This is a genomic window from Stenotrophomonas sp. STEN020 (assembly GCF_056760195.1).
In genome coordinates, this window is sequence record NZ_JBRREI010000011.1 from 14,197 (window position 1) to 39,119 (window position 24,923).

General features: G+C 63.9%; 27 protein-coding genes. 20 read left to right on the top strand and 7 right to left on the bottom strand.

From position 1 onward, the window contains the following. Window position 1 precedes the first annotated feature (1 nt). From scpB to ACVOLZ_RS06690, 4 genes are all read left to right on the top strand, one after another. A complete protein-coding gene (scpB, locus tag ACVOLZ_RS06675; RefSeq protein ID WP_481515493.1) occupies window positions 2-853 on the top strand; it encodes an SMC-Scp complex subunit ScpB in 852 nt (283 codons plus the stop codon). Further along, window positions 846-2,483, top strand: a complete 1,638-nt coding sequence (locus ACVOLZ_RS06680; protein WP_481515494.1) for a pseudouridine synthase — start codon at window positions 846-848, stop codon at window positions 2,481-2,483. The genes scpB and ACVOLZ_RS06680 overlap by 8 nt, the downstream gene beginning before the upstream one ends. Window positions 2,484-2,662: 179 nt before the next feature. After that, window positions 2,663-3,007, top strand: coding sequence for a type II toxin-antitoxin system prevent-host-death family antitoxin (locus ACVOLZ_RS06685; RefSeq protein ID WP_481515495.1), 345 nt, complete (start codon window positions 2,663-2,665; stop codon window positions 3,005-3,007). Between the two features lie 3 nt (window positions 3,008-3,010). Then, complete coding sequence (locus ACVOLZ_RS06690) at window positions 3,011-3,646, top strand: ATPase (protein WP_481515496.1); 636 nt, start codon at window positions 3,011-3,013, stop codon at window positions 3,644-3,646. Window positions 3,647-3,878: 232 nt separating this feature from the next. On the opposite strand, the gene ACVOLZ_RS06695 is transcribed toward ACVOLZ_RS06690, so the two are convergent. From ACVOLZ_RS06695 to ACVOLZ_RS06715, 5 genes are all read right to left on the bottom strand, one after another. Beyond that, on the bottom strand, window positions 3,879-4,046 hold the full coding sequence (locus tag ACVOLZ_RS06695) for a hypothetical protein (protein WP_481515497.1): 168 nt from the start codon (window positions 4,044-4,046) through the stop codon (window positions 3,879-3,881). A gap of 95 nt (window positions 4,047-4,141) precedes the next feature. Next, entirely contained in the window at window positions 4,142-4,573 is a 432-nt protein-coding gene (locus ACVOLZ_RS06700; RefSeq protein WP_481515498.1) for a hypothetical protein, read from the bottom strand. Window positions 4,574-4,665: 92 nt separating this feature from the next. After that, window positions 4,666-5,481: an amidohydrolase gene (locus ACVOLZ_RS06705; protein WP_481515565.1), complete on the bottom strand. Its 816-nt coding sequence runs from the start codon at window positions 5,479-5,481 to the stop codon at window positions 4,666-4,668. A 5-nt stretch (window positions 5,482-5,486) separates the two neighbouring features. Continuing rightward, the gene (locus ACVOLZ_RS06710) at window positions 5,487-5,798 is read right to left on the bottom strand and encodes a hypothetical protein (RefSeq protein ID WP_481515499.1); all 312 of its coding nucleotides are present in this window, start codon (window positions 5,796-5,798) and stop codon (window positions 5,487-5,489) included. A 14-nt stretch (window positions 5,799-5,812) separates the two neighbouring features. Continuing rightward, window positions 5,813-6,961, bottom strand: a complete 1,149-nt coding sequence (locus ACVOLZ_RS06715) for a pyridoxal phosphate-dependent aminotransferase (RefSeq protein ID WP_481515500.1) — start codon at window positions 6,959-6,961, stop codon at window positions 5,813-5,815. A gap of 182 nt (window positions 6,962-7,143) precedes the next feature. Between ACVOLZ_RS06715 and ccmA the strand changes: the two genes are divergently transcribed. From ccmA to ACVOLZ_RS06795, 16 genes are all read left to right on the top strand, one after another. After that, window positions 7,144-7,803, top strand: coding sequence for a heme ABC exporter ATP-binding protein CcmA (gene ccmA / locus ACVOLZ_RS06720; protein WP_481515501.1), 660 nt, complete (start codon window positions 7,144-7,146; stop codon window positions 7,801-7,803). After that, window positions 7,800-8,495, top strand: a complete 696-nt coding sequence (gene ccmB / locus ACVOLZ_RS06725) for a heme exporter protein CcmB (RefSeq protein WP_481515502.1) — start codon at window positions 7,800-7,802, stop codon at window positions 8,493-8,495. The genes ccmA and ccmB overlap by 4 nt, the downstream gene beginning before the upstream one ends. A 99-nt stretch (window positions 8,496-8,594) precedes the next feature. Further along, the gene (locus tag ACVOLZ_RS06730) at window positions 8,595-9,227 is read left to right on the top strand and encodes a TetR/AcrR family transcriptional regulator (protein WP_481512112.1); all 633 of its coding nucleotides are present in this window, start codon (window positions 8,595-8,597) and stop codon (window positions 9,225-9,227) included. Between the two features lie 339 nt (window positions 9,228-9,566). Further along, window positions 9,567-10,319: a heme ABC transporter permease CcmC gene (gene ccmC / locus ACVOLZ_RS06735; protein ID WP_481515503.1), complete on the top strand. Its 753-nt coding sequence runs from the start codon at window positions 9,567-9,569 to the stop codon at window positions 10,317-10,319. Next, window positions 10,316-10,489 (top strand): heme exporter protein CcmD, encoded by a 174-nt coding sequence (gene ccmD, locus ACVOLZ_RS06740; RefSeq protein ID WP_481515504.1) that lies wholly within the window; start codon window positions 10,316-10,318, stop codon window positions 10,487-10,489. The genes ccmC and ccmD overlap by 4 nt, the downstream gene beginning before the upstream one ends. Further along, window positions 10,486-10,953, top strand: coding sequence for a cytochrome c maturation protein CcmE (gene ccmE, locus ACVOLZ_RS06745; protein ID WP_481515505.1), 468 nt, complete (start codon window positions 10,486-10,488; stop codon window positions 10,951-10,953). Before ccmD ends, ccmE begins: the two co-directional genes overlap by 4 nt. After that, window positions 10,954-12,888, top strand: coding sequence for a heme lyase CcmF/NrfE family subunit (locus ACVOLZ_RS06750; RefSeq protein ID WP_481515506.1), 1,935 nt, complete (start codon window positions 10,954-10,956; stop codon window positions 12,886-12,888). Next, window positions 12,885-13,511 (top strand): DsbE family thiol:disulfide interchange protein, encoded by a 627-nt coding sequence (locus ACVOLZ_RS06755; RefSeq protein ID WP_481515507.1) that lies wholly within the window; start codon window positions 12,885-12,887, stop codon window positions 13,509-13,511. The genes ACVOLZ_RS06750 and ACVOLZ_RS06755 overlap by 4 nt, the downstream gene beginning before the upstream one ends. After that, window positions 13,508-13,960 carry a cytochrome c-type biogenesis protein gene (locus tag ACVOLZ_RS06760; RefSeq protein WP_481515508.1) on the top strand — a complete coding sequence of 151 codons (453 nt, stop codon included), beginning with the start codon at window positions 13,508-13,510 and terminating at the stop codon, window positions 13,958-13,960. Before ACVOLZ_RS06755 ends, ACVOLZ_RS06760 begins: the two co-directional genes overlap by 4 nt. Further along, window positions 13,954-14,976: a tetratricopeptide repeat protein gene (locus ACVOLZ_RS06765; protein WP_481515509.1), complete on the top strand. Its 1,023-nt coding sequence runs from the start codon at window positions 13,954-13,956 to the stop codon at window positions 14,974-14,976. The genes ACVOLZ_RS06760 and ACVOLZ_RS06765 overlap by 7 nt, the downstream gene beginning before the upstream one ends. Window positions 14,977-15,298: 322 nt before the next feature. Next, a complete protein-coding gene (gene metX / locus ACVOLZ_RS06770) occupies window positions 15,299-16,423 on the top strand; it encodes a homoserine O-acetyltransferase MetX (RefSeq protein ID WP_481515510.1) in 1,125 nt (374 codons plus the stop codon). Window positions 16,424-16,515: 92 nt separating this feature from the next. Further along, a complete protein-coding gene (locus tag ACVOLZ_RS06775; RefSeq protein ID WP_481515511.1) occupies window positions 16,516-17,352 on the top strand; it encodes a DNA ligase in 837 nt (278 codons plus the stop codon). A gap of 182 nt (window positions 17,353-17,534) precedes the next feature. Continuing rightward, the gene (locus ACVOLZ_RS06780) at window positions 17,535-18,143 is read left to right on the top strand and encodes a DUF1294 domain-containing protein (protein WP_481515512.1); all 609 of its coding nucleotides are present in this window, start codon (window positions 17,535-17,537) and stop codon (window positions 18,141-18,143) included. A gap of 278 nt (window positions 18,144-18,421) precedes the next feature. Beyond that, window positions 18,422-20,368: a PEP/pyruvate-binding domain-containing protein gene (locus ACVOLZ_RS06785; protein WP_481515513.1), complete on the top strand. Its 1,947-nt coding sequence runs from the start codon at window positions 18,422-18,424 to the stop codon at window positions 20,366-20,368. Between the two features lie 57 nt (window positions 20,369-20,425). After that, on the top strand, window positions 20,426-21,028 hold the full coding sequence (locus ACVOLZ_RS06790; RefSeq protein WP_481515514.1) for a GyrI-like domain-containing protein: 603 nt from the start codon (window positions 20,426-20,428) through the stop codon (window positions 21,026-21,028). 38 nt (window positions 21,029-21,066) lie between these two features. Then, on the top strand, window positions 21,067-21,339 hold the full coding sequence (locus tag ACVOLZ_RS06795; protein WP_481515515.1) for a hypothetical protein: 273 nt from the start codon (window positions 21,067-21,069) through the stop codon (window positions 21,337-21,339). 66 nt (window positions 21,340-21,405) lie between these two features. Here the strand turns inward: ACVOLZ_RS06795 and cydC are convergent, their stop codons facing one another. Beyond that, the gene (cydC, locus tag ACVOLZ_RS06800; protein WP_481515516.1) at window positions 21,406-23,073 is read right to left on the bottom strand and encodes a thiol reductant ABC exporter subunit CydC; all 1,668 of its coding nucleotides are present in this window, start codon (window positions 23,071-23,073) and stop codon (window positions 21,406-21,408) included. Beyond that, entirely contained in the window at window positions 23,070-24,791 is a 1,722-nt protein-coding gene (gene cydD / locus ACVOLZ_RS06805; RefSeq protein WP_481515517.1) for a thiol reductant ABC exporter subunit CydD, read from the bottom strand. Before cydD ends, cydC begins: the two co-directional genes overlap by 4 nt. Between the last annotated feature and the right edge of the window lie 132 nt (window positions 24,792-24,923).

The window sequence follows — 24,923 nt, forward strand, 5'->3', positions numbered from 1 at the left end:
CATGGATCAACCGCTGATCAACCGTATTGTCGAAGGTGCCCTGCTTGCTTCCAGCCAGCCGGTCACCTTGGCGCAGCTGCAGGGCCTGTTCCCCGAGGATGCGCCGGCACCGCCAGGCAGCATCGAGCGAGCGCTGGAACTGCTGCGCGACGGCTGTGCAGGGCGCGGCGTGGAACTGACGGAGGTGGCCTCCGGCTACCGCTACCAGATCACCAGCGAAGTGCACGGCTGGGTGTCGCGGCTATGGACCGAGCGCAAGACACGCTACACCCGTGCCACCCTGGAAACCCTGGCCCTGATCGCCTACCGGCAGCCGATCACCCGCGGCGAGATTGAACAGGTGCGCGGCGTGGCAGTAAGCAGCAACATCATTCAAGCTCTGGAAGAGCGCGAGTGGATCCGGGTCATCGGCCACCGCGACGTGCCCGGCAAGCCGGCTTTGTTCGGCACCACCAAGGGCTTTCTGGATTACTTCGGGCTCAAGCGCCTGGACGAACTACCGCCGCTGTCCGAACTGCGTGACATCGGCGAGCTGGAACCGCAATTACCGCTGGATGGCGACGGCCAACCAGCTGCCCCGCTTGCCGCTGGTGCCGCCTCGCCGCAAGGCCTGGATGCTGCCAACGACAGCGACTCAACGCCCGCAGCTACGCCAGAATCCCCGGATTCGAACGCAGCCGCATCCAACACCGCCTTCACCGGCGAACCCGACGCCGCGCCGGGAGAGCGCGCGGCGGAAGTGGAACAAACTGAAAACAACGCCGTCGCGACGACGACCGTGGCTGTTGATGTAGCCGATTCCGAACCACAGGCCGACGCGGAAAACGCCGGCCGGAGCCAAACAGATGAGTGACACCCCGCGTAAACCTTCGTTGAACAAGCTCTCGCTCAAGCGCGAAGTCGACACCGAACAGCAGCCCAAGCTCGAAGAGCGCCTGCACAAGGTGCTGGCGCAGGCCGGCCTGGGCTCGCGCCGTGCGCTGGAGCAGCGCATCGCCGACGGCCTGGTCAAGGTCAACGGCGAAGTTGCCAAGACCGGCATGTCGATCAAGAGCGGCGACAAGATCGACCTCGACGGTCGCAGCTTTGTGGCCAGCGCGCTGACCGACCCGTCGCGCGTACTGATCTACAACAAGCCCGAAGGCGAAGTCACCACGCGTGACGATCCCGAAGGCCGCCCGACCGTATTCGAAGCGCTGCCGCCGTTGAAGGGCGCACGCTGGATCGCCATCGGTCGCCTCGACATCAACACCACCGGCTTGCTGCTGGCTACCACCGACGGTGAACTCGCCAACGCGATGATGCACCCGTCGTTCGAAGTCGAGCGCGAGTACGTGGTGCGCGTGCGCGCGCCGGAAGGCGAAGAGAAGGTCTCCGACGAAATCGTCGAGCGCCTTGGCCGTGGCGTGTTGCTGGAAGACGGCGGCGCCAAGTTCGACGAAGTCGAGCGCATTGGCGGCACCGATTCGCACGACTGGTTCCGCGTGGTCGTCAAGGAAGGCCGCAATCGCGAAGTGCGCCGCCTGTGGGAATCGCAGGGCTGCCAGGTCAGCCGCCTGAAGCGCACCCGCTACGGCAAGATCGAACTGCCGCGCGACCTGATGCGCGGCAAGTCGGTGGAACTGACCACCCAGCAGGTCGACGCTCTGCGCGCCCAGCTGAAGCTGGAAGAAGGCACCCCGTCGGCACTGACCCTGCAGCCGGTGATCGGCCAGCGCAAGGCGGTCAAGACCACGCTGCGCGTGTCGCGCGATGGCGGCCGCGGCAATGCCTACGTCAATGGCCACAACACTGCCGACGAAGGCCGCGAACTGCGTCGCTTCGACAACGTGCGCGAAGACCGCGGCGGCCGTGGCCGTGGCAACAGCGGCGGCTACAAGGGCGGCCTGACGGTCAGCGGCGAAGCCGCAGCCAAGCAATCGCAGAAGCCATTCAAGCAGCGCAAGCCCGCCGGCGACCGTAGCCTGCCGGACGGCAACCCGGCCGCGTTCCGCACCTGGTATGTGCCGGACGGTGTCAGCACCGGCCCGAGCGGCCACCGCAATGCAGGTCCGGGCGCAGCACGCGGCCCGGGCGGCAATCGTGGTCCTGGCCGTGGCCCGGCCGCTGATGGCCAGGCACGCCCCTACGGCAAGCCGCGTCCGGGCGGCGCCCCAGGCGCAAGCCGTGGCGGCCCCGGCCAGGGTCGTCCGCAGGGTGCAGGCGGCCAAGGCGCGAGCCAGGGTCAGCGCAGCAAGCACCCTTACGGCCACCCGGGCAATGCCCCGAGCTTCCCCTCCGATCACGCCACCCCGAGCTATAGCCCGTACGGCGCACGCCCGGCTGGCGGCCGCCCGAGTGGCGGCAACCGCGGCCCAGGCGGCCCGGGTGGTCGTCCGTCAGGCGGCCCGCGTCCGGGCGGCAACCGTCCAGGCGGCGCAGGCCGCCCGGGTGGCGGCGGTCGTCCAGGTGGCGGCGGCAACCGCGGCCCGCGCGGTGCCTGATCCGCGACGCAGCTGACGCGCCTCACCGCGCAACACTGCAAGCAAACGCCCGGTGCACCTTGCACCGGGCGTTTGCGTTTTTGGGCCCCGCCTACAAACGATAGATGAACCAATAAAGGTAAAAATACCCAAAATAGACAATTTGGTATATTTTGCACCTACGCAACCCGGATACCGCCATGGATCTGTCCCTGAACCTGCTGGATCTCGAAAAGATGCCTGCCAGTGACGTCAAGGCCAAAGGCTGGCCAGATCTGATGCGCAAAGTCGCCAAGCTTGGCGCTGTGGTGGTGACCAACCACAACCATCCGCAGGCAGTGGTGGTCTCTGCCGAGGAGTATCAGCGTCTGGTAGCGCAGGCTTCGGGCGCCTCGGTCGCAGCGCAGCGCGCACAGTCGCTCAAGCAGCTGCAGGATGAGTTCGATGCACACCTTGCTGTGCTTGATGACGGTACCGCCTTGAGCAAGGCCTTGGGGCGCCCTGCCCGCCGTGGCCTGAAGATCGCCCCGGGCAAGTCGCGCTGACCGATGGCGCGCATTCTGGTATTGGCCGGCGTCAATGGCGCAGGCAAGAGCTCCTTGCTGGGCATGATGCTGGCGCACGATGGCGCCACCTGGTTCAACCCCGATGCCTTCACCCGGCAACTGGTCGAGCATGACTGGCCACTGGCGGAAGCCAATGCAACCGCATGGCATGAAGGTACTCGCCGCCTGCGCGAAGCGATGCTTTTCAATCGCGATTACGCTTTCGAAACAACACTTGGCGCCAACACCATTCCCAAGCTGTTGCGCGAGGCCTGCGAGCAACATGAAGTAACGGTGTGGTTCTGCGGCCTGGAGAGCATCGAGCTGCATCTGCAACGCGTGGCCGAACGGGTTGCAGCTGGCGGCCACGATATTCCCGAAGACAAGATCCGCCAGCGCTATGACAGCTCGCGCCTCAACCTGATCGAACTATTACCGCACCTGACCACGCTGCACGTCTATGACAACAGCCGCCCCCCGGATCACGACGGCCTGGTCGAGCCGTTGCTGGTGCTGGAAATGGATAAGGGGCGAATTCTCTGCCCGATCAGCCAGGACGAGTTTGCACAGGTACCGGAGTGGGCCAAGCCAGTGGTGTGGGCGGCGCTCAAGGCCTTTCCGGCCGCAAGTGGAAAGTGAGTCGCAGAGCCAGGGATTTGCGTCCGCCAACAGCTGCCCCGCACCACCGTGCGCGGCATTCGATTTGAGCGCCCAGGCCCGTTTGAAGGCTCAGCGATAACAAAACAGGCAGGCGGACTGCTTGCCATTCGCACATCTGCAGCTGAGCCAAAAGCCCCTCATCCGCCCCCCGCCTTCGCGGGGGCAGGCTCTTCGGGCACCGTCTCCCGCAAGCGGGAGAAGGGAGTAGTCCTCAAACATTGTTTGACTTGTTGCCACCGCGATTTCCATCGCTCTTGCCCGTTGCTTCGGCTCTGGCCGTTGCTTCGGCTTTGGCCGTTGCTTCGGCTTTGGCCGTTGCTTCGGCTTTGGCCGTTGCTTCGGCTTTGGCCGTTGCTTCGGCTCTGGCCGTTGCTTCCAAGCATTCCCTTCTCCCGCTAGCGGGAGAAGGTGCCCCGCAGGGGCGGATGAGGGCAGGCTTTTGCTCTACAGCAACCTGTCCCTCATCGTAAAAAATCAGCGTCGCTCGATCACGAACTTGCCAAAGCCAACACCAATGCTCCAACCACGCCCGCTACCAGCCAATGCAAGCGAGATGTCACCCTTGGTCATTGCCTGCGCATCATTGGCGCGCGATGCACTGGCATGTGCCTCGACTGCTGCATAAGTTCCCAACAAGTCGTTGAGCGAATAAGCGCCACTGAACTTGCCCCGACCATCAGTGATGGTGGTACGGCCCACGGTCAAACCACCGCCCTTGGCGCTGATCTTGACCGGAATACTGGCGCCGTTGTCGCAGGTGATCGTGCCGGTGCCGCTGGAGGTCTTGTAGAACATCGACCAACCGGTGAGGTTGTAATGCAGTTCACAGTCGATATTGCCCGCTGCCTGCGCCGCCGGGGCAATGCCCAACGCCAGCACCGCGGCCATCGCCATCATCTTTTTCATCGCGCACCCTCTGCATGATTGAAGCCGGCACCGAGCCTGACAGCCGCCCCGCAGCTTGCAAAGGGCTGACAGACACAGCACGCGGCCGGCGTTCAGCGAGCCACCACCGGCCCGCCCAAGCTAAACGCATCGGCATCCAGCATCGCCGGGAAGCGCTCGCGATGCGCCGCCAGCGCCTGTGCCGAGATGGTGGTGGTGACCACCTGTTCGCGCTCACGGATCTCCAACTGCGGCTGACCGAGGAAGTCGATCACCGCGCTGTCGCCTGAGTAGTGCAGGCCATTGCCATCCACACCAATGCGGTTCACTACGGCCACGTAGCACAGGTTCTCAATCGCCCGTGCACGCGCCAGGGTCTGCCACGCGTAGGCACGCGCCGACGGCCAGTTGGCGACGAAGATCTGCAGGTCGAAATCCATCTGCCCTGCCCGCTCCACATCGAAGCGATTGCGGCAGAACACCGGGAAACGCAGGTCGTAGCAGATCTGCGGATTGATCCGCCAACCCTTCCATTCCACGCAAAGCCGCTCGTTGCCGGCGGCGTAGCGCTTGTGCTCGCCGCCATAGCGGAACAGATGGCGCTTGTCGTAATAGTGCAACTCGCCTTCGGGTGTCGCCCACAGCAGACGGTTGTAGACGCTGCCATCAACCCGCAGCTGCACGCTGCCGGTCACTACCGCGCCCAGCGCGCGCGCCTGTTCGGCAATCCATGCGACGGTAGGGCCGTCCATGCCTTCGGCCTGATCAATCGCGTCGTTGGAAAAGCCACTGGTAAAGGTCTCCGGCAGAATCACCAGATCGGTGTTACCGGCCAGCGGCGCCAGCAGAGCACCGTAGTAATCGCGGTTACCCGCCGGGTCGTGCCAGCGGGTGTCGCCCTGCACCAGGGAAATACGCAGGTCCTGCATCGTCATCATCGTCCTGTCAGCCATAAAGATAGAACAGCGCTGACCGCCATGGCGGCGCCGAGTACCGGCCCCCACCACTGCAGCCGCGCAATCCAGCAATTAACCGGCTGGCGCCGCTCAACATCTTCAAGCAGCGCCAGATACTCACGGGTATAGCGGCCAAAGCTGCCACGAAACGCCAGGCGCCCCTCGTCCACCGACACTCCACGCGCGTGCAAACCGGGTTGAACCACGGCAAGGAACAGATAGCCTTTCACTGCAACCGCAAGCAGGAACGCACCGAACGCCAAGAGGAAAACGAGCAAACCAGTGTCCATCGTGGCTATGAGTGTCAGAGCGCGCGCAGGCGCTCGATAGCCGCATCCAGCGTCGCATCGTTCTTGGCGAAGCACAGTCGCACCAGACGTTGCCCAGCCGGCGGGGTTTCATAGAACGGCGACAACGGAATCGCAGTGACGCCCTTCTCGATGGTCAGCCAGCGCACGAACTCATGGTCCGGCAGGTCGCTGATCGCTGAATAGTCGACCAGCTGGAAATAACCACCCGGCACCGGCAGCGGCTTCAAACGCGTGCCCAGCAGCTGCTCGCGGAAGCGGTCGCGCTTGCTCTGGTAGAACGCACCCAGCTCCAGGTGATGCTCGGGCTCATCGCGGATCATCGCGGCAAAACCATACTGCGCCGGGCTGTAGGTGGTGAAGGTGTTGTACTGGTGCACCTTGCGGAACTCGGCAGTCATTGCAGGTGGTGCGATGGCGTAGCCGATCTTCCAGCCGGTGCAGTGGTAGGTCTTGCCGAAGCTCGAGATCACGAACGCACGTTCGCGCAGTTCCGGGTAACGCAATGCCGACTCGTGGCGCGCGCCGTCATAGATGATGTGTTCGTACACTTCATCGGAGATCAGGTAGATGTCGGTACCACGCAACACATCAGCCAACGCCTGCATGTCATCGGCAGTCAACATCGCGCCGGACGGGTTGTGCGGGGTGTTGACCATCAACATGCGCGTCTTCGGGGTGATGGCCGCACGCACGCGATCCCAATCCACCGCAAAGGTCTGCGGGTCCAGCGGCACATGCACAGCGCGCGCGCCGGCCAGATCGATCGCCGGCTCATAGCAGTCATAGGCCGGGTCCAGCACGATGACTTCCTCACCGGCCCGCACCACGGCGTGGATGGCATTGAAGATCGCCTCGGTGCCACCAGAGGTGACGGTGATCTCGCTGTCCGGGTCGACCTGCGCGCCATAGCAATCCAGTGCCTTCTGCGCGATGGCCTGGCGCAGCGGTGCCACGCCGGTCATCGGCGCGTACTGGTTCAGGCCCTCGCGCATGGCCTTGGCGGTTTCATCGATCAAGCGCTGCGGGGCGGAAAAGTCCGGGAAGCCCTGGCCAAGATTGACCGCGCCGTGCTCGGCGGCCAGCTGTGACATCACGGTAAAAATGGTGGTGCCCACCTTGGGCAACTTGGTCTGCGGATGCATGGGTACGTACACGCCGGGGGAGAAAACCCCGAGTGTACGCAAACCCGGCGGTCTCGGCCTCCCGATCAACCACCGGAACCGTGCCCGTGCGACGCAGGACAGCCGCGGCCCAGCGCTATACTGCGCGCCCCGATGCGCTGCCCAGCCTGCGCCACCTCCCAAGGACGGAAGCGCCCGATCCGATGATTGAAACCGCGAACATCCCGCCGCTGCTCTACACACGCGGCCTGCGTTTCACCCGTAATGACGATCCGGTTTTCGGGCCGCTGGACCTGCACGTGGATGCAGGCGAAGCGCTGTTGGTACAAGGGAGCAATGGCGCAGGCAAGACCACTCTGTTGCGCGTATTGGCCGGACTGCTGCGCCCGGACGAAGGCCGGATCGAGATCGACGGACGCCCTGCCAACAGTACCGACCGATCCCGCTATATCGCCTACCTGAGCCATCTCACCGCACTCAAGCAGGATCTGGGCTGTCTGGAAAACCTGCATTTCCTGTGTGGGCTGCAGGGCCGCCGCGCGCGGCAAATGCCGGGCAACGCCTTGGCCATAGTCGGCCTGGCCGGCTATGAGGACACCTTGGTCCGACAGTTGTCAGCTGGCCAGAAGAAGCGCCTGTCACTGGCCCGGATCTGGCTGTCGCCGGCACCGATCTGGCTGCTGGACGAGCCCTACGCCAACCTTGATCTGGATGGCATCAATCTGGTCAACCGGATGATTTCCGCGCATCTGCGCGGCGGTGGCGGCGCGCTGGTTACCACCCATGGTGCCTACGCAGCACCACCGGTACGCAATCGCACCATCACCTTGGCCAGCCAGGCAGCACAGGAGGACGCGGCATGAGCCTGCCCGGTCCGCAGCCAACCCTGCTCTCCGCTGCCCGCGCCCTGCTGGCGCGCGACTTGAAGTTGTTGTGGCGTCGCCGCGGCGATGCCGCGCAGCCGATCCTGTTCGCACTGCTGGTAGTCGCCTTGTTCGCGCTGGCCCTGGGCGGCGCACCCAAGCTGCTGCAGAGCGTTGCTTCAGCGGTGCTGTGGCTGTCGATTCTGCTGGCCGGCCTGCTATCGCTGGACACCTTGTTCCGCAGTGATGCCGAGGATGGTTCGCTGGAGCAATGGCTGCTGTCGCCTGTGCCGCTGGCCTGGCTGGTCGCTGTGCGGGTGTTCTCGCATTGGTTGACCACCGCCTTCCCGCTGGTGCTGGTCAGCCCGTTGCTGGCCGAACTGATGCACCTGCCGCGCGAGCAGCTGCCGGTGCTGATCACCGCACTGGCGCTGGGCACGCCGTTGTTGAGCCTGCTTGGCGCGGTGGTCGCGGCCTTGACCGTGGGCATGCGCCGCGCGGGGATCCTGCTGGCGCTGCTGGTGCTACCGCTGTACGTGCCGGTACTGGTGTTCGGCGCCGGCGCGGTGGCGGCAGCGGCACAGGGCCTTGATCCCAGCGGTGCGCTGCTGATGCTGGCGGCCGGCCTGCTGGTCAGCGCAGTGCTCGCCCCGCTGACTGCGGCCGCAGCAATCCGCATCGCCAACTCCTGAGCACAAAACAGCGCTATTCTTGACGCTTACTTCACAAATTGAACCAAGCACATGGCTGAGCGGCCCCACACGGAAGTTCCGAGCGTAGACAAACCTACCTTGCCGCCCCGTCCCGTGGTCGAGCTGCAACGCCGTGGCGAACTGCGCGTAGAGAAGTTTCTGGCGGCTGCCACCGAAGTCTTCAACGAAAAAGGTTATCAGGCCGCGCGACTTGCCGACATCGTCAAACGTGCCGGCGGCTCGATGGCCACCTTGTACCGCGCCTTTGGCGACAAGGAAGGCCTGATCCATGCACTGATGGAGCAGAGCATCAATGATTTCGGCCGCAGCCTGGACACCTTGCTGCAGTCGCCGCTGCCGCCTACAGAGGCTTTGGAAGAAGCTGCCAGCCAGATGGCCGAGGAGGTCCTCTCGCCCGCGCGTCTGGCCTGCCATCGAGTGGTCATTTCCGAAGGCATGAACCAACCCGGGCTGCGCGATTGGTTCCATGCCCATGGCGTGGCACCAATGGAAGTGCTGCTCAGCCAGTACTTCGCCCGCGAAACCGCCGCCGGGCGCATGTACATCGAAAACCCCGAACAAGCCGCGCACTTCTTCTACATGGTGGTGATCGGCGGCTTGATCCTTCGCTCGGTCAATGGCCGCGTGGTAGCCAGTGACCTGCCCCGCGCGCAGGAGCAGGCACGTGCGGCCGTACGCCTGTTCATGGCCGGCGCCCTGCCCCGAAGCTGAGCCGATGAGCTGGCCGCGAATCGGCCGCGCGCCCCCAATCTGCAGCATCTGTCTGTAGACATGTCTGCGACCAGTCCTTGGCAACGCAATCAATGCGGCTACGACCACTGGCCCTTGCAACACGTCGCCTGCACCGCTGCCGTTTTCTGCAGCTTCATGGGCCTTGCTCCGACGATCAAGGACGCCGCCACCAAGCAACCCTGCTACTCCCCGCCGCTTTTCTGAATTTGCGGTATCTTGCGCTAGTCTGAAAACAGCAACGGTGGTGCAACCCGCACCGCCCAGCCGGCAGGGCCGCTGATCGCGGCCCGGTCATCGTCTTCCTCAGCGAGCGAGCGGATGTTCAAAGGTTTAGTTGGTTGGTTTCACAAGCTGGGCTCACCGCCCTACTTCGACACCTTCGCCGCCCGTTGGTCCACCTGGTGTTATGTCGCCGCGCTGCCGCTGTTCGGCTTCGGTCTGTGGCAGGCACTGGCGGTGGTGCCGGCTGACTACCAGCAAGGCGACAGCTTCCGCATCCTGTATATCCACGTGCCATCGGCATGGATGAGCCTGTTCGTGTTCGGGCTGATGGCCTTCTACAGCGCCATTGCGCTGATCTGGCGGATCAAGCTCTGCGAGATCCTGGCCATGGCCTGCGCGCCCATCGGCGCGGCATTCACCCTGATCACCCTGCTCACCGGAAGCATCTGGGGCAAGCCGATGTGGGGCACCTGGTGGGATTGGGACCCGCGCCTGACCACCGAGCTCATTCTGCTGTTCATGTACCTGGGCGTGATCGGACTCTACGGCGCCATCGATGACCGCCGCGCTGCCGCCCGCGCCGCCGGGCTGCTGGCAATCGTCGGCGTGGTGATGCTGCCGATCATCCGCTACTCGGTAGTGTGGTGGAACTCGCTGCACCAGGGCCAGACCATCCGTGTGTTCGGCGACTCCAGCATGGACAGCAGCATGATCCTGCCGCTGTGGATCATGGTGCTGGCCACCAAATTCTGGTTCGTCGGTTCACTGCTGTCGCGCGCCCGCGCCGACAACCTGCGCCGCGAAGTCGGCAAGGCCTGGCTGCGCGAAAGGCTGGAGAAATCGGCATGACCTATTTCAAATACGTGGCACTGGCCTATGCCGTGTTCTTCATTGTACTGGCCTGGGACTTCATCGTGCCGCGCCTGCAGATCCGCCAGCAATTGCGCGAGGCACGTGCACGCATCAACCGCGCCAGCCGCAGCAGCGCCGCGGCGGTTGACGAGGAACTGAGCCGATGAGCCCGACCCAGCGCCGTCGCCTGTTGTGGGTTTTGCTGGCGCTGCTTGTAGCAGGCGCTGCCGTCGCTCTGGTCAGCACCGCCTTGCAACGCAACATCGCCTATCTGTACACGCCGGCCGAGGTCAAAGCTGGCAAGGTCGCCCCCGACGCGCGCTTCCGGCTGGGCGGCATGGTGGCCAAGGGCTCGTTCAAGCGCGAACCCGGTGCGCTGCTGGCGCGCTTCGAGGTCACTGACGGCGACGCCATGCTGCCGGTCACCTACGACCGCATCCTGCCCGATCTGTTCCGCGAAGGTCAGGCGGTGGTCGCCACCGGGCGCATGGCCAACGGCGTGTTCGTCGCCGAAGACGTGCTGGCCAAACATGACGAGACCTATATGCCCAAGGAACTGGCAGACAAGATGGGCGTGGCGCACGACAAGCATCAGGTCCCGGTCACTACCCCAACTACGGAAACGCCCTGAGTGCTCGGTGAAATCGGACAGGTATTACTGATCCTCGCCCTGCTGGCGGCCTTGCTGCAAAGCGTCCTGCCACTTGTCGGCGCCCAACGCGGCATCCCGGCACTCATCGCGATCGCACGGCCGGCGGCGATGCTGCAACTGACTACGGTGCTCGCGGCCTTCGTGGTGTTGACGATTGCCTTTGTGCACCAGGATTTCTCGCTGCGCTATGTCGCCGACAACTCCAACTCGCTGCTGCCGATGATCTACCGCTATTCGGCGGTGTGGGGCGCACACGAAGGCTCATTGCTGATGTGGTCGCTGGTGCTGGCGCTGTGGACCGCCGCGGTTGCCGCGTTCTCACGGCAGCTGCCGCCCGAAGTGATGGCGCGCGTACTGGCGGTGATGGGCATGATCAGCGTGGGCTTCCTCGCCTTCCTGCTGTTCACCTCCAATCCGTTTGCGCGCCTGCTGCCAGCGCCGAGCGAGGGTCACGACCTCAACCCGCTGCTGCAGGACCCGGGACTGATCATCCACCCGCCCCTGCTCTATCTGGGCTACGTCGGTTTCGCGGTGCCGTTCGCCTTCGCCATTGCTGCACTGATCGATGGCCGCATCGACGTGCGCTGGCTGCGCTGGACCCGGCCGTGGACCAACGCGGCTTGGGGCTTTCTGACCATCGGCATCGCGCTCGGCAGCTGGTGGGCGTATTACGAGCTGGGCTGGGGTGGCTGGTGGTTCTGGGACCCGGTGGAGAATGCCAGCTTCATGCCGTGGCTGGTCGGCGCTGCCCTGCTGCACTCACAAGCGGCCACCGAAAAGCGCGGCGTGTTTGTCGGCTGGACCCTGCTGCTGGCAATCGCCGCTTTTGCACTGTCCCTGCTCGGCACCTTCCTTGTCCGCTCGGGCGTGCTGACCAGCGTGCATTCATTTGCCGCCGATCCTTCGCGCGGCCTGTTCATCCTGATTTTCCTTGGCATCGTGGTTGGCGGCTCGCTGCTGCTCTATGCGATACGTGCCCCCGGCATCGGTGGCAACAGCGCCGACCCGCGCCGCGCCTTTACGCTCAACTCGCGCGAAGGCCTGTTACTGGCCAACAACCTGCTGCTCAGCTGCGCCTGCGCCATGGTGCTGCTCGGCACCCTGTATCCGCTGCTGGCCGATGCACTGGATCTGGGCAAGATCTCGGTAGGCCCGCCTTACTTCGGCACGCTGTTTGTGGTGTTGATGGCACCGATGATCGTGCTGCTGCCATTTGGTCCACTCAGCCGCTGGCAGCGCGAGCAAGGCCTGCGCACGCTGGCGCTACTCGCGCCGTGGGCTGGTTTGGCGGTGGTGCTGGGCATCATTGGCTGGTGGATGGCACCGCAGGGCAAGTTCAAGACGGGCATCGGTATTGCGGGGGCTGCATGGGTGGCCGGCGGCACCGGCTACTACCTGTGGACGCGGCTGCGCAAGAGCGGCCGGCTCAATGCCGAAACCTGGGGCATGCTGATCGCCCACTTCGGCGTCGCCGTATTCCTGGTCGGCGCCCTGCTGGTGGAAGCACTGCATGTACAGCATGAAGTCGCGCTGGCACCGGGCAAATCCATTGATGCTGGCGGCTACACGCTGCTGTTCGAAGGTGTGGATGCTACCGACGGCCCCAACTATCACTCCGACCGCGGGCACCTGCAGGTACTGCGCGGCGACACCTTGATTACCCGTCTGCACCCGGAAAAACGCATGTACGCCAGCGGCGGTCAAGCGATGACCGAAGCCGGCATCCACCCCGCCCTGGGTGGCGATATCTACGTTGCGCTGGGAGAATCACTGGGCAACGGCTCCTGGGCCGTACGCGTACAGATCAAACCTTTTGTCCGCTGGATCTGGTTGGGCGCGGCGCTGATGGCGCTGGGCGGTTTCATTACCGCCGTCGACCGCCGTTTCCGCCGGCTGCCTGAGAAATCGAAATGAATAATCCCTCGCCCGAATCCAACACCAAGCATCGCCTGCCGCCGGTCGCCATCGTCCTCGGCGCATTGTTCTTCCTCGGCCTGATGGGTTTGATGCTGTACGGCGTCAGCCGCTCCGGCAAACCCGATCGCGACAGCCTGCCGTCCGCATTGATCGGCAAACCGGCGCCGGCCTTCTCATTGCCGGTATTGCATGATCCAAGCGTGCACGTCACCGACAAGCAGCTGCGCGGCGCACCCTATCTACTCAACGTCTGGGGCAGCTGGTGCCCGACCTGCCGCGATGAACACCCCATCCTCACCCGCTTTGCCGAAACCAAGCGCGTGCGCGTTATCGGCTACAACTGGAAGGACGAGCCCAGCGAAGCACTGCGCTGGCTTGAGCAGTTGGGTAATCCCTACATGGTGGTATTGGCCGATCAGGAAGGCCGCACCGCGCTGGACTGGGGCATCGCCGCCGCACCGGAAACCTTCCTGGTGGACGGCAGCGGCATCGTGCGCTGGAAGTACAGCGGCGCCATCAGCCAGCAGGTCATGGACGAACAGCTGATCCCGGCACTGGAGAAAGTCGAAGCGGCTGCCGGTGGCAAACACGGTGCGCCGGATCTCGGGGCCGCACGATGAAAGCCTGGGCTGTGGCCCTGCTGTGGCTGTGCCTGGCGTTTGCCGCCAGCGCGCAGCCAGCCGGCGACCCCAGCCCACTGCAATACCGCGACCGCGCCGAGGAAGTGCGCTTCCACACACTGACCGCCGAACTGCGCTGCGTGCAATGCCAGAACCAATCGCTTGCCGATTCCGACGCCCAGATCGCCCATGATCTGCGCCGCGAAGTACTCAAGCTGATGCACGAAGGCCGCAGCGACGCCGAGATCAAGCAATTCCTGGTCGATCGCTACGGCGAATTCGTGCTGTACCGCCCGCAGCTGGAAGCCGGCACCGCCCTGCTCTGGTTCGGCCCGGGCCTGCTGTTGCTGGCCGGCGCCGTGTTGTTGATTGTGTACGTGCGGCGGCGTGGCCGCGCCGTTTCCGTTGCCAGCAATGACGATGCCAGTCAGGAAGAACGCGAATGGTAAATACTGGGTTTCTGGCAGGTGCTGCAGTGCTGGCGGTAGTAGCCACCGGCATCACCTTGTGGCCGTTGTGGCGCGCCGGCAAACGCCGGATCTGGGGCAACCTGGTTGCGCTGTCGCTGGTCGCTACGCTGGGCCTGTACCAGTTGCTGGGCACCCCGGCAGCGATGCAGCCGCAGCCTGAAGCCGCCCCAGCACCGCAGACCATCGAGGAAGGCATTGCCCAGCTGCAGGACGCCTTGAAACAGAACCCCGAGCGCGTTGACGGCTGGGTGCTGCTGGCGCGCTCGCAATTGGAGATCGGCAAGGTTGCCGATGCCGCCGCCGCTTACCAGCGTGCCGCACAACTGGCACCGGACGAGCCGGGCCTGCTGGTCGAAGCCGCACAAACCCGCGCCCAAGCTGACCCCAAGTTCCTGTTCGACGCCACCGCGCAACAGTGGCTTGTCCGCGCCCGCGAGATTACGCCGGACAACGAGCGGGTGATCTGGCTCACCGGTATCGTCCAGCGCCAGCAAGGCCAGAACGAACAAGCCGCGCAGACCTGGGAAAGCCTGCTCTCCCGATTGGAGCCCGCAGCCGCAACTGCGCTGCAGGAACAGATCGACATCGCCCGCGGCAAGACGCCGAGCACCACTACTGGCAGCGCTCCCGCAACGGCAGCAGCAGCGCCCAGCAGCTCCGGCATCACCGTGACGGTAACGCTGGCACCGGCCTTGGCCGCACGGGCAGCCTCCGGCAAGGAGACCGTGTTCGTCATCGCCCGCATCCCCGGTGGCCCACCGATGCCTGTCGCCGTCGAACGCCACCCGGCACAGGTAGCGCCATTGACCATCACCCTCGACGATGGCGACAGCCCAATGCCTACGCAGAAGCTGTCCGACCTGCAGGAAGTGGAAGTCTTCGCCAGATTGTCCGCCAGTGGCAACGCCATGCGCGGCGAGAGTGACGTCGAGTCGGTACCGGTCAAGGTCAAGCTACCGGCTGACAGGCCGTTGACCATCACGCTGGGCCAATAAGCCGCTGCAGGCTACTTTGTAGGAGCGGCGTAAGCCGCGAAGCAACCACATCCATCGGACGGCACATATGACATTTGCTTCAGCAACGTCGGATTGGCGGTTTACGCCGCTCCTACAAAAATGCGCACTCCGGCCAGCTCTGGCGTCACTGTGGCCCACCCGTAGCTGTTCACGCACAGCGGGAATTCCAACCGCACTGCTTCGCGGACACGCTTCGAGCGCCCGCGCCACCACCCACCCATCGCCCGCCCAGCAATACCCAAATAACCACTGGTTATCATCCATGCGAAGATGCGCCCGGCATCCCCGTTAAAATTGGCAGATGACTGAATTCATTCCTGATGGCAGCCGTTTCCACGCGCTGCCCTCGCCGTTCCCGATGAAGCGCGGTGGCAGCCTGATCGGCGCCCATGTCGCCTACGAAACCTGGGGCAGCCTTGCCGCCGATGCCAGCAATGCCATCTTGATCGTCACCGGCCTATCGCCGGATGCACATGCCGCCAGCAACCCCAACAACCCGGCCACGGGCTGGTGGGAGCCGATGCTTGGTCCCGGCAAACCGATTGATACCGACCGCTGGTTCGTCATCTGCGTCAACTCACTGGGCAGCTGCAAAGGTTCTACCGGTCCGGCCTCGCTGGATCCGGCCACCGGCAAGACCTACCGGCTGTCCTTCCCCGAGTTGTCGATTGAAGACGTGGCCAACGCCGCCGCCGAAGTGGTGCACGCACTCGGCATCAAGCAACTGGCCTGCCTGATTGGCAACTCGATGGGCGGCATGACTGCGCTGGCGGTGTTGCTGCAGCACCCAGGCATCGCCCGCAGTCATATCAACATCTCCGGCAGTGCCCGCGCCCTGCCGTTTTCGATCGCCATCCGCTCGCTGCAGCGCGAAGCCATTCGGCTCGACCCGGCATGGAACAACGGCGACTACGACGAATTGCACTACCCGGAATCGGGCATGCGCATGGCGCGCAAGCTCGGCGTCATCACTTATCGCTCGGCGCTGGAATGGGACGGCCGCTTCGGCCGCGTGCGGCTGGACTCGGACCAGACCGACGAAGACCCGTTCGGCCTCGAATTCCAGGTGGAGAGCTATCTGGAAGGCCACGCTCGCCGCTTCGTGCGCCACTTCGACCCGAACTGCTATCTCTACCTCGGTCGGTCCATGGACTGGTTCGACCTTGCCGAATACGCTGACGGCGACGTACTGGCCGGGTTGGCGAAGATCCGGGTTGAACGCGCGCTCGCCATCGGCGCCAATACCGACATTCTGTTCCCGGTGGAACAGCAGCAACAGATCGCCGACGGTTTGCGAGCAGGCGGCGCCGACACCCAGTTCATCGGCATGGATTCGCCGCAGGGCCATGATGCGTTCCTGGTTGACTACGACCGCTTCGGTCCCGCCGTAGCGCAGTTCCTGCAGACACTGCCGACAGCCGCGTAAACACCGCACCGACCTTGAATGCAGGTGGCCGCTGATGGCTGCCTGCACCGCGCACGCATCACGCTGAAGCCTCCGACCACCGGAGGCCAGCCATGTCGCGCCCGCTCCTGCTTATGCTGTTCTTCCTGTGCAGCGCGCTCAACGCAGCGCTCGCTGCCGCGCCACCGTTGATGTTGGCAAGCAGCTGGCAGGATGGACCAGATGTATCGCTGTATCTGGTCAGCGAGAAGCTCGATGGCGTGCGTGCGCGCTGGGACGGCCAAGCACTCTGGACCCGCGCCGGCCACCGCATCGCGGCACCCGCATGGTTTACCCAAGGCTGGCCCAAGCAGCTGATCGACGGCGAATTGTGGATGGCACGCGGTCAGTTTGAAGCCACCAGTGCGCTGATCCGCAGCACCCCGGCCGACGAGGCGCAGTGGCGTAAGCTGCGCTTCATGGCCTTCGATCTGCCCAATGCAACAGGCGGCTTCGCCCAGCGCCATGACCAACTGAGTCGGATAGCCGCCAATCAGCCAAATCCCTATCTCTTCACCATAGAACAACGTCGCCTGCCCGATACAGAAAGCCTGCATCGCCACCTTCGCAGCACCGTGCAGGCCGGCGGCGAAGGCCTGATGCTGCATCACCAGGACAATCGCTACAGCGATGGCCGCAGCACCGGCCTGTTCAAACTCAAGCTGCATGACGACGCCGAAGCGCGCGTGATCGGCTATGTCCCCGGCAAGGGGAAATACACCGGCATGGTTGGCGCGCTGTTGATGCGCAGCGACAGCGGCGCACAGTTCCGCATCGGTAGCGGTCTGAGTGATGCACAGCGGGCCCATCCGCCCGCAATCGGTAGTCAAGTGACCTACCGCTACAACGGCCTGACCGTGCACGGACTGCCCCGCTTTCCGCGCTTCCTGCGGATTCGTGACGAGCCCTGATCAATGCAAGCCCCCTTTTGTAGAAGCGGCGTAAGCCGCGAAGCTGATACAACATCAGATGGCACAGGCTCCCAGGCCTTCAGCAATGCCAGCTTCGCGGCTTATGCCCCTCCTACAAAATCAGGGCTTCACAGCCCCTCACGTTTGCGCTGCAATAGCGCCAACAAACAGGGGCGAGCTCAATGCGCTATCAAGGGCGACTGCAGGATTGGAACGACGACAAGGGTTTCGGCTTCGTGATCCCGAACGGTGGCGGTGACCGTGCCTTCGTCCATATCAAGGCCTTTGAGCAACGCGCGCAACGCCCCACCGACGGCATGTTGATCAACTATGCGCTACGCAAGGACGACCGCGGCCGCCTCAACGCCATCGCGGTGCGCTCAGCAAGCGCCACCAAAACCGTCACGGCCAAACCAAAGCGCCCCCCGTTCACCGCGCGCCTGCCGCATGTCCTGCTGGGCGTATGCGCCCTGCTCTGCGTGCTTGGATTGTGGATTGCCAAGCTTGTACCTGGCTGGACCTTACCCTTGATCGGCGGCATGAGCATCGTTGCGCTGGGATTCTATCTCTACGACAAGGGCGCAGCAGCCCGCGGCGAACAGCGCACCCCTGAAAACACCTTGCACCTGCTCTCCCTGCTCGGCGGCTGGCCGGGCGCGCTGATCGGCCAAGGCCTGTTCCGGCACAAAACCAGCAAGTCCAGCTTCCAGCTGGTGTTCTGGCTGACGGTTGTGCTCAATATCGCCGCAATCTGGTTTCTTGGCAGCGGAAAACTGAGCCTTCCTCAGTAAACCGAGCCTCTTGGCATCTACGTAGCCAAGCTAAGCGCAGCGCGCCCGGGTTTGTTAGCGGGCGACCGGAAAGTCACCTGGACCTCACATCCTGGAGGCGCAACGCTTACCGGGCTGCGCCACTGCAAACCACACCAATGGGATTGTGCTGCTTTCAGCGTTACAGCTACCCGGCACACAACGGAGCAGATGCCGGTCGCTTATCATCTGCCCTCCACCAGCTCCAGCACGGCATCATGGATCGAGCCCGTACGCAATCCACACTGCGCCTCGTTTGTTTGCAGCGCCTCGTCTTCTGCGCGTTCCTGCTCAGTGCGATTCCTGCCGCGCTGGCGCAAACCGCGCGCAAGCCTTCGCCTTACGAGGCCCGACAAGGTACAACTGCAGCTGCCACCGACAGCGCACAAACCCCGGCGCATCTGCCGCGCATTGGTAGCCGCGATGACTTCGTGCGTCTGGCGCGGGTTTACAACCCCGGCACGCCACTGGAAATGCCGCATCTGATCTTCACCATCGATCGGCGCGACCCGGCCCGCATCTACTACATCAATACGCCACGCTACGAACTGCACGAGCACTTCGTGCGCCGCGAACGGCTTCTGCCGCAGCTGGACAAAACCACTCTCAACGCGCAGTACAAAGACCCGCAACGGCGCTTCCTGTTCGGCACCATAAGCTGGCAGCGCGATCTTCCCGGTTTTACCTATGAGTTCTGGGAAGGCGACCAGCTGACACCGGCGCTGCTCGGACAGACCGAACAGCTGGTGCGCGGATCGTTCTACGAGCCAATCCGCTTCAAGACCAACTCCACCCTGCACGAACAAACCGCGCGTACTGCAGGGCTGGCCTTCGTTACCCAGGAAGCGTTGCTGCGTGAGCAGTCTTTCCTGCCGTTGAACACGGGTACCGCACAAGGCCGCCTGCGCATCATCCGCTCGGTCGAGCAGGCAAGCGATCTATCACCGCAGGACATCGTAGTGCTGGATGAAGCTCCGATCTCGCTGCCACCGGTAGCCGGCCTTGTCACCCAGCGTCCGTCGACACTGCTGTCGCACGTGAATCTACTGGCCAAGGGTTGGCGTATCCCCAACGTCTATGTCCGCGATGCACAGGCCGCATTGCGCGTGTACGACGGACAGTGGATCGAGCTGGAAGTCACCAACAACAATTACAAGGTGCGGCCAGCCCTTCGCCCGGCCAGCAGGCCTTCAAGAACCGCGCAGGCCACCGTGCGTAATCTGCCGCAACCCGATGTATCGGTGACCGCGCTGAAACCGCTTGCTGCCCTGCGCGCCAGGGACAGCAGTCACTGCGGCGTCAAAGCTGCGAATCTGGGCACATTGAAATCCGTATTGCCGCCATCCGCCCGGGTACCTGATGGATTCTGCGTTCCCTTCTCGTACTACCAATCGGCGATGCAGAAACTGCGCATCAACGAGCGGCTGGCCGCGTTGCAGCGGCAGCCCGGCTTTGCCAGCGATGCCAAGACCCGCCGTGACGCACTCAGCTCGCTGCGCGCTCAGATCAGCAGCGCCACGCCGGACCCGGCTTTGGTCCGCAGCCTGCAGTCGCAGTGGCAGAACCAATTGCAGGGACGCGGCGTGTTCGTACGCAGCTCTTCCAACTCGGAAGACCTGCCGAATTTCAGCGGTGCCGGCCTGTATACGACCGTGCCCAACGTGATCGATGCCGAGGCACTGCTGCGTGCGGTGCAGACAGTATGGGCGTCGGTGTACAACTTCGAGGCCTACGAAGCACGCCGCGCCGCCGGCCTTGACCAGGATGCGGTAGCGATGGCGGTACTGGTGCAGTTGGCGGCGCCGTCGGACAGCTCCGGTGTGATGATTACCCGTGACCCGTTCGATGCAGGGCGTCGCCATATCACCTACATATCGGCAAAACGCGGCCTCGGCATCCGCGTGGTGGAAGGCAAGCGGCAAGCCGAACAAGTGATGTACTCAAATTGGTCCAAGGCGGTGCAGGTCCTGAGCCGCTCAGCCGAGGACACCCAGTTGGTGGCCAACGCCGCCGGCGGCGTGCGCGAGGTGCCGCTGACCGGCTCCCGTCAGGTATTGACCGATGCCTTGATCGCCAGGCTGGCAGCAGTTGGCAGCCGTACCAAGCAGGCGCTGGGCGGTGTCGATCAGGACATCGAGTGGGCGGTCGTTGGCGATGACATATTCATCCTGCAGTCGCGGCCCTATGTGGATGGCAGCGCTCGCTGAAGCGCCGCCCATGCCCTGCATTGCCACCGCTTTGCATCAACCGATCCAGGAGTATCCATGGACAAGATCGATCTCAAGCGCCAGTTGAAGCAGCTCTACCAACCTTCGGCCAAGGTCGTCGACGTGGTCGATGTGCCTGCATTCAACTTTTTGATGATTGATGGCACAGGCAATCCAAATACCTCGCCTGACTACAAGAACGCCGTGGAAACGCTGTTCTCTACTGCTTACACCATCAAGTTCGCGCTCAAGAAATGCGGACGACTGGACTACGCCGTAATGCCACTGGAGGGATTGTGGTGGGCCGACGACATGGCGACCTTCCAACGCGATGAGAAGCAGCATTGGCACTGGACCATGATGATCATGCAGCCGCCGGGAGTGTGCGAGACAGACGTGGAGTCTGCGATGACCAACTTGCAGAAGAAGTCGCTCGTCGGCCTATCAAAGCTGCGTTTCGAGAGTTTTCATGAAGGACGCTGCGCGCAGATCCTGTATATCGGCCCCTTCGCCAACGAAGGCCCGACTATTGACCGCGTGCATGCCTTCATCGATCAACGATCCGCGTTGCGCGGCAAGCACCATGAGATCTACTTGAGCGACATCAGAAGGGCTGCACCGGAGAAGTGGAAAACCATCATCCGCCAGCCCATGCTGTGAGTCGCAATGATGACCAATCCGCATAGCAGGAACCCATCATGACCTTCTGGTTAGTCGCAATAGCAGTCAGCGTCGGCTTTGGCTTGGCGACTGGCGCCATGTGTCACCGCACCTGGCTCGCGGTACTGCTTGCCGCCCTGCTCGGCGGCCTGGTTGCGCCCTATCTTGGCTTGCGCTTTGTCTGGGATGTGACCGGCCATCGCGATGCGCAGGATGGCCTGGCCTTCCTGTTCGGGCCGATGGTTACCGTGCCGGTAGCCAGCATTGTCGCCTACGGCTTCAAACGATGGCGTAGAAGCAAAGGCAGCTGACGACGCACGCTTGTGCATCGCCGCCCTTGGGCCTCCAAAGCCAGGTCGAACCCGGCTCCACGCTGGCTACTGCAGGCTCAACCGCCCGTGCTGCAACCGGTACTCGCGCTGCACCACGCCTTCCGGCAAGCGGTCGTGAGTGATCATCAACAGGCTGCGCTGACCCAGCGCCGCCGCCAGATCGATCAGCAAGGCATGCGCGGTATCCACATCCAAGCCTTCGGTGGGCTCATCCAACACCATGATCGGTGCGTTGCGCAGCAGCGCGCGCGCCAAGGCCAAACGCCGCGCCTGTCCCGCCGACATGGTGGCTCCGTTCTCGCCCACCCACGCGCCCAGCCCGCCTTGTTGCTGCGCCCAATCATTCAGGCGTACCTGCGCCAACACCGCCCACAGCGCTTCATTGCTGGCTTGTGGGTCACCCAATCGCAGATTCTCCGCAATGCTGCCGGCAAATACCGGCGCGCCCTGCGGCAACCAGGCAATCTGTCGATACCAATCGTCCTGGGCAAACTCACGCAGATCTACACCAGCGAAGCACACTGCCCCTTGCTGTGGGTCCCATAGCCGTAGCAGCAAGGCCGACAAGGTGGTCTTGCCGCAGCCGCTGTCACCGCGAATGGCGATGCGCTCGCCCGGTGCCAGCTGCAGGTCCACACCATCCAACAAGCGCCGCGTCTCGCCCGGCCAGGCAAACACCACCTGCTCGAAAGTCACCGACGCCGCGCCTGCGGGCACGGCGCGGTGCTGTGCCGGCTCCTGCACGGAAGGCGCCTGATCGACAATCTGCCGCAAGCGCTTACCAGCGACACGCGCCGACTGCAAAGCCTGCCACGCGATGCCACTGCCCGCTGCAACTTCCAGCAAAGCGACAGTCAGAAATACCAAGGTCGCCGCATATGCTGCTTCTACCTTGCCGGCCTGGAACGCCAACAAAGCCAGCCACAGCATTGCCAACAAGCCGAGCCCGGCGAGCGCTGAATGCAGCACGTTGCCGCCGATCAGGCGGCCGCGGCGACGCTGATCGCTGCGCGCCAGCTGCTGCGCCGCTGCATCCACACGCAATGCCCAGTCATCGCGGGCATCCAGCGCGGTGAGATCAGCCGCACCTTCCAATCCTTCAAATGCCAAGGTGCGCAGGCTGGCACGCTGTTGCGCACGTTCGGCCTCGACCGCATCGCCACGGCGCACAGCAAACATCGGCACGCCAATGGCTACCAGCACGGCAAGCACCAGCAACAGCAACGCTGCCGGCCAATAAATCAACGCCGCCGCCCCTACCGTTGCCAGTGCGATACCGGCCAATGCCAACAACGGGCTGATGGCCCGCACCATCAAGCCATCAACTTCGCCGATATCGGTGATCAGCCGCGCCAGCAGTTCGCCGGTACGGCTGCTGCCCAGCCGCGCCGGTGCCAATGGCAGCGCACGCCGGAAGAACCATACGCGCAGGTCACGGGCAATCCGCAAGGTGGCGTCGTGGCCGACCAGCTTTTCGAAATAGCGCGACGCGATGCGCGCCATCGTCAAGCCGCGGATACCGGCCGACGGGGAGAAGAAATTGAAAGTACTGCCCATGCCCAAGGCACCGGCCAATGCCGCCGCAGTGAGGAAGCCGCCAGACAGACCCAACAAGCCAACCCCGGCCAGCATGGTGGTGAGCAGCAGCAGGGTCGCCAGCGCCAGCCGCCAGCGGTGGCGCTTGAATACATCACGCATCGTCTGCGGGCTCATGCGCGCTCTCCCTGCATTTCTGCCTGCATGCAATCCTGCAGGTCGATGACCTTGTCGGCCCAGCGCATCGCCGCCTCGCTGTGAGTGGCCATCAGCACGGTGCGGCCACGGGTATGTGCGGCCAGTGCCTGCAATAGATCCGCTTCGGTCTGCGGATCGAGAAATGCCGTGGGCTCGTCCAGCAGGAACAGATCCGGCTCCAGCAGCAACAGCCGCGCCAGCCCTATACGCCGCGCCTCGCCTCCGGACAGGCCGAATCCTCGCTCGCCGATCACGGTGTTCAAGCCCAGCGGCAGATCCTTGGCGAAACGCATCACCTGTGCGACTTCAGCCACCGCCTGCAACCGCGCAGCACTCACTGCGGGATCGGCCATGCGCAGGTTGTCTGCAATCGAGCCATGGAACAGATACGGGCGCTGGCCGGCATAAGCGATGCGCACACCGTCGCGGACCACGATGCGTCCGTCGCGTGGCGGCAACCAACCAGCCAGTGCCTCCAGCAAGGTGCTTTTGCCGCTGCCGCTCGGGCCGATCAGGGCCAGACGCTGACCATCACCGATCTCCAGCGAAAAGTCCTGCAACACATCATGGGCAGCGCCTTGTGGACGCAGCGTGGCATTGCGCACCGACACCAACGGCGCATGCAGCTGTGCCGGCTCCGGGGCCACCAAAGGCGCCGCAACAGCAGTAGCTGCTGCAGTGTCGTGATCATCAGCCAGCAGGCGCTCGACCTCGGCCGCTGCCGCCAGGGCGTTGGCGCGGTCGTGGTAGTGCGCCGCAAGGCGCCGCAGCGGCGCATAGAACTCCGGCGCCAGCAACAGGCAGAACATGCCGGTGCCCAGGGTTGGCACCACCGCATGCAGCGACATCAGGCCCAGATAGCTAAGGCCCAGGTAAAGGGCGACCATCGCCACGCTGACCGAGGCGAAGAATTCCAGCACCGTCGAGGACAGGAAAGCGATGCGCAGCACCTTCATGGTGCGCTCGCGTACGCCATCGGCGGCGGCGGCAACGCCCTCCAGCTCGGCCTCGCCGCGCCCGTACAGTCGCAACAGGCCCAAGCCCTTGATGCGGTCTGCAAAGTGGCCGCTCATGCGTGCCAGCTCACCGAGCTGGGCGCGTCCGGCAGCCTCAGCGCCCCAGCCCACCAGCATCATGAAGAACGGCACCAGCGGCGCGGTGAAGATGAAGATCAGCGCCACCACCCAGTCCACATAGGCCACGGCTGCAGCAATCAGCAGCGGCACCACCACCACTTCCACCCGCACTGGCTGGAAACCGGCGTAATAGCCCTCGATGGCATCGCCGTGTGACAGCAGCAGCTCGCCCAGCTCGCCAGTGCGCTGACGGCGCAGCCACAACGGTCCGCGTGCCATCAACCGCCGGTAAACCTGCTCGCGCAGCGCCAGTTTGGCGCTGTCGGCCACCTTGCCGGCGGCGGTCTGCGCGACCCCGCCCAGCAGGCTGCGTAACACCAGCACGGCCGCCAATACCCAGAAACCGTGAATTACCTGTACCCAATTCAGCCGTTCCACGACTATGCTCTGGATCAACCAGGCAATGGCGCCAGCCTGCACGATCAGCAGCGCACCTGAAGTACAGACGGCCAAGGCCGCCAAACGCTGCTGCGACCGGGCACCGGACGCCAGAGCCGCCAGCCACTGCTGCTGTACGCGGCGTTGCTGTTGCACCGCGTTGGAATGTGGAACTTCGCTCAAGACTGACAACTCAGGTGAAGGAGAACATAGGTGATTGTAAGCAAGCCGTACCCAGCCTGCCGGCCCTGCACGATCGGCGTTGGACAGCCAGCCCACATTGATCCAGATCAAGGCATTGGCAGGCCTGAACGG

Coding starts and splice junctions, on each gene's coding strand:
- scpB (WP_481515493.1), top strand. CDS start 2: ATGGATCAACCGCTGATCAACCGTATTGTCGAAGGTGCCCTGCTTGCT.
- ACVOLZ_RS06680 (WP_481515494.1), top strand. CDS start 846: ATGAGTGACACCCCGCGTAAACCTTCGTTGAACAAGCTCTCGCTCAAG.
- ACVOLZ_RS06685 (WP_481515495.1), top strand. CDS start 2,663: ATGGATCTGTCCCTGAACCTGCTGGATCTCGAAAAGATGCCTGCCAGT.
- ACVOLZ_RS06690 (WP_481515496.1), top strand. CDS start 3,011: ATGGCGCGCATTCTGGTATTGGCCGGCGTCAATGGCGCAGGCAAGAGC.
- ACVOLZ_RS06700 (WP_481515498.1), bottom strand. CDS start 4,573: ATGAAAAAGATGATGGCGATGGCCGCGGTGCTGGCGTTGGGCATTGCC.
- ACVOLZ_RS06705 (WP_481515565.1), bottom strand. CDS start 5,481: ATGCAGGACCTGCGTATTTCCCTGGTGCAGGGCGACACCCGCTGGCAC.
- ACVOLZ_RS06710 (WP_481515499.1), bottom strand. CDS start 5,798: ATGGACACTGGTTTGCTCGTTTTCCTCTTGGCGTTCGGTGCGTTCCTG.
- ACVOLZ_RS06715 (WP_481515500.1), bottom strand. CDS start 6,961: ATGCATCCGCAGACCAAGTTGCCCAAGGTGGGCACCACCATTTTTACC.
- ccmA (WP_481515501.1), top strand. CDS start 7,144: ATGATTGAAACCGCGAACATCCCGCCGCTGCTCTACACACGCGGCCTG.
- ccmB (WP_481515502.1), top strand. CDS start 7,800: ATGAGCCTGCCCGGTCCGCAGCCAACCCTGCTCTCCGCTGCCCGCGCC.
- ccmC (WP_481515503.1), top strand. CDS start 9,567: ATGTTCAAAGGTTTAGTTGGTTGGTTTCACAAGCTGGGCTCACCGCCC.
- ccmD (WP_481515504.1), top strand. CDS start 10,316: ATGACCTATTTCAAATACGTGGCACTGGCCTATGCCGTGTTCTTCATT.
- ccmE (WP_481515505.1), top strand. CDS start 10,486: ATGAGCCCGACCCAGCGCCGTCGCCTGTTGTGGGTTTTGCTGGCGCTG.
- ACVOLZ_RS06755 (WP_481515507.1), top strand. CDS start 12,885: ATGAATAATCCCTCGCCCGAATCCAACACCAAGCATCGCCTGCCGCCG.
- ACVOLZ_RS06760 (WP_481515508.1), top strand. CDS start 13,508: ATGAAAGCCTGGGCTGTGGCCCTGCTGTGGCTGTGCCTGGCGTTTGCC.
- ACVOLZ_RS06765 (WP_481515509.1), top strand. CDS start 13,954: ATGGTAAATACTGGGTTTCTGGCAGGTGCTGCAGTGCTGGCGGTAGTA.
- metX (WP_481515510.1), top strand. CDS start 15,299: ATGACTGAATTCATTCCTGATGGCAGCCGTTTCCACGCGCTGCCCTCG.
- ACVOLZ_RS06775 (WP_481515511.1), top strand. CDS start 16,516: ATGTCGCGCCCGCTCCTGCTTATGCTGTTCTTCCTGTGCAGCGCGCTC.
- ACVOLZ_RS06780 (WP_481515512.1), top strand. CDS start 17,535: ATGCGCTATCAAGGGCGACTGCAGGATTGGAACGACGACAAGGGTTTC.
- ACVOLZ_RS06790 (WP_481515514.1), top strand. CDS start 20,426: ATGGACAAGATCGATCTCAAGCGCCAGTTGAAGCAGCTCTACCAACCT.
- ACVOLZ_RS06795 (WP_481515515.1), top strand. CDS start 21,067: ATGACCTTCTGGTTAGTCGCAATAGCAGTCAGCGTCGGCTTTGGCTTG.
- cydC (WP_481515516.1), bottom strand. CDS start 23,073: ATGAGCCCGCAGACGATGCGTGATGTATTCAAGCGCCACCGCTGGCGG.